This is a genomic window from Burkholderia sp. Se-20378 (assembly GCF_017104665.1).
GTDB classification, from domain to species: domain Bacteria; phylum Pseudomonadota; class Gammaproteobacteria; order Burkholderiales; family Burkholderiaceae; genus Burkholderia; species Burkholderia lata.
In genome coordinates this window covers 1-3,245 of the sequence record NZ_JAAGPG010000757.1, presented here as the reverse complement: position 1 = coordinate 3,245, position 3,245 = coordinate 1, and the positions used below count along the sequence as shown (strand labels likewise).

General features: G+C 63.1%; 2 protein-coding genes and 1 pseudogene. 2 read left to right on the top strand and 1 reads right to left on the bottom strand.

Going from position 1 to position 3,245, the window contains the following annotated elements:
• Positions 1-211: pseudogene (locus tag G3N93_RS37130) on the bottom strand (phage tail protein); the annotation flags it as partial.
• A gap of 121 nt (positions 212-332) precedes the next feature.
• Between G3N93_RS37130 and G3N93_RS37125 the strand changes: the two are divergent.
• Positions 333-1,178: a M15 family metallopeptidase gene (locus G3N93_RS37125; RefSeq protein WP_174939743.1), complete on the top strand. Its 846-nt coding sequence runs from the start codon at positions 333-335 to the stop codon at positions 1,176-1,178.
• Positions 1,179-1,479: 301 nt separating this feature from the next.
• Positions 1,480-3,245 (top strand): type VI secretion system membrane subunit TssM (gene tssM / locus G3N93_RS37120; protein ID WP_206135251.1); only part of this gene is annotated, 1,766 nt, incomplete at its 3' end.

The window sequence follows — 3,245 nt, the reverse complement described above, 5'->3', positions numbered from 1 at the left end:
GCCATGCGCCCCAGCCACCGACGGCAACCACCAGGGCCACGACGGCGGCGATCGGCGCCTTCAGCGAACGGCGCGGCGGCTCGGCCGGGGGCGTGACACGTCCTTCCAGATTCGCGAGAATGCGCGACTGCTGAGCTCCGTCGCCTGCCGGTTTGGTATCGGACAGCAAGCTGGGCGGAGATTTCGAATTTGAATTTTCCGGCGCACTCATTCAGCGTCTCATTGAATCCTGGTTTAATTCACCGCGATAATATAGCCCGGCCTCTCGAAGCAGCCTGATTCTAAGAGCAAGCATTGCAAAACACAATCAATTCCAATTTCCGGGGATTTCGTTGATTGCCGTCGCACTCATCGCCTATTTCGCCCTTGCCGTAGCGGTTGCGGCACTGTTGCTTTTACCGGGTATCCGCGCGACCGTTTTCGAATCCGTCGCCCAGTTTCACGGCCGTCTTACGCGCCGTGCGAACGATCGCGCCACGCGTACGCGAAGTCAGATTGTTAAATCGGCAAGCGTTACGCGCGGTGCTTTAAACGACGTGCAAAATTTACTGGTTCGCCGGCGCTTGATGATTATGGTATCGGCAGGTATTCTTGCGACGCCGCCATTGGTCGCCATTGCGTTACGCGGCCGGCAATTGTTCCAGTACGACGACACGGCGCGCGTGCCCGACGAGAAGATCGCCGCGCTGCTGCAGGGCGAACAACTCGTGCCGCCCCCGCCGCTGCCGCCGGAAGTCTTCGCCACCAAGGAAGTCGAACAGGTACGCCCGGCGCTGAAGGATGCGAGCCGCGACTGGAACCTGCTGGATCCGGATTTCCGTACGCGTTTGCTGCTGGTCTACAAGATCATGCACGAACAATATGGTTATGAGATGGCGTTGCTGGAAGGTTATCGGAGCCCGGAACGACAGAACCGGCTCGCGCAGATGGGCGGTAGCGTGACCAACGCGGCAGCCTTCCAGAGTTATCACCAATTCGGGCTGGCGGCCGACAACGCATTCCTGCGCGACGGCAAGCTGGTCATTTCCGAGAAAGATCCGTGGGCGATGCGCGGCTACCAGTTGTATGGCCAGGTCGCTGAACAGGTTGGCCTGACCTGGGGGGGCCGCTGGAAAATGATGGATCTCGGGCACGTGGAATACCATAAACCCGGTTTTAAACTGGGACGCGGCAGCTAGCCAGGGCTGCCGGACAGGAAATAATGAGGGCGGCATGGGGCTTTTTAATATCCCGGCAGGAAACGATATGGGCGGCGCAAAAAATCATGCATTCCGGTGCGCGATTTTTTCCGGCCGCCGCTTCCGTTTTAAATCTCACAGCGTCCTTTCATTAATGCGCGCGCCTTCTCCGATGCCGCGGGCGCATTGATGCCAGCCCCCTTCATCCCGTTTGACAGCATGGCGACACATCGCGGCGCCACCCTTGCCGCTCGGCGCGCCTGCGTCGCCTCACCGAATCGCACCGGAACCTGAACGTCCTATGCAACGCATCCTCAACGTGCTGACTCATCCGCGTACGCTCTCGATCGTCGGGATCGTCGCGCTAGCGGCCATTCTCTTCATCGTCGCCGACATGCTGCAGCTGCCGCTCCTGTGGGCGGCGATCGCGTTCGCGACGATCCTGGCACTGTGGCTCGTCGTCGCGCTGTGGCGCCGCTGGCGCGTGAAGCGCGCGAACCAGCAGCTCGGCCAGGTGCTGGAAGAACAGGCGGAAACCGGCAAGATCGCCGCGCCTGCCGCCGCCGCGCTCGCCCCCGATTCGAAGACGGCCGACCTCGACGTGCTGCGCACGCGCCTGTCGGATGCGGTGAAGACGATCAAGACGTCGAAGATCGGTCAGGTGTCGGGCGGCTCCGCGCTGTACGAGCTGCCGTGGTACATCGTGATCGGCAACCCGGCCGCGGGCAAGAGCAGCGCCGTGCTCAATTCCGGCCTGCAGTTCCCGTTCGCGGACAAGAACAGCGCCGTGATCCACGGCATCGGCGGTACGCGTAACTGCGACTGGTTCTTCACGACCGAGGGGATCCTGCTCGACACGGCCGGCCGCTATTCGGTGCACGAGGAAGACCGCAGCGAATGGCTCGGCTTCCTCGGCCTGCTCAAGCGCTATCGCCCGAAAGCGCCGATCAACGGCATCATCGTCACCGCGAGCATCGCCGAACTCACCGGCAACCGCCCCGAATTCGCGATCAACCTCGCGAAAAACCTCCGTCAGCGCGTTCAGGAGCTGACAGAGAAGCTCGAAGTGTTCGCGCCGGTCTACGTGATGTTCACGAAGGCCGACCTGATCACCGGCTTCACCGAATTCTTCAGCAGCAGCGACAAGCACGAGTACGACCGCGTGTGGGGCGCCACCCTGCCCTACGAGCCCGACGACAAGCGCGACGTCGTCGCGCAGTTCGACACGCACTTCGAGGAGCTCTACGAAGGGCTGAAGGAAATCAGCGTCGCGCAGCTGTCGCTGTCGCGCGGCAATCAGCTGTCGCCGGGCCAGTTGAGCTTCCCGCTCGAATTCTCGACGATCAAGCCGTCGCTGCGCGCGTTCCTCGCGACGCTGTTCGAGAACAACCCGTTCCAGTACAAGCCGATCTTCCGCGGCTTCTACTTCACCAGCGCGCTGCAGGAAGGCGAAACCAACAGCACGGCCGCGCAGCGCATCGCGCACCGCTTCGGCCTCGACGGCGCCGCGCTGCCGAAGCCGCACAGCGCGTTCTCGAAGAACGGCTTCTTCCTGCGCGACCTGTTCTCGAAGGTGATCTTCGCGGACCGCCAGACGGTGCGCCAGTTCGCGAGCCCGACCAAGACGCGGCTGCGCTACGCGACCTTCTTCGGCTTCGTCGCGGCGCTCGCGCTCGCGCTCGGCGGCTGGACCTGGTCGACGATCGGCAACCAGCAGCTCGTCGCGAACGTGCAGGCCGACCTCGACAACGTCACGCGCCTGCAGCAGGGCCGCAACGACCTGCAGTCGCGCCTGCAGGCGATGGACATCCTCGAAGACCGGATCGAGCAGCTCGAGCAGTTCCGTCGCGACAAACCGATTTCGGTGTCGCTCGGCCTGTACCAGGGCGACCGTCTCGAGCAGCACCTGCTGACCGAGTACTACAACGGCGTGCGCCAGATCCTGCTGGCCCCGGTGTCGCAGAACCTCGCGTCGTTCATGAAGGACGTGAACGCGCACCCCGAACAGCTCGTGCCGATGACGCGCCCGCCCGAATCGGGCGCCGTGCAGGGTGGCGCGATGCCGGT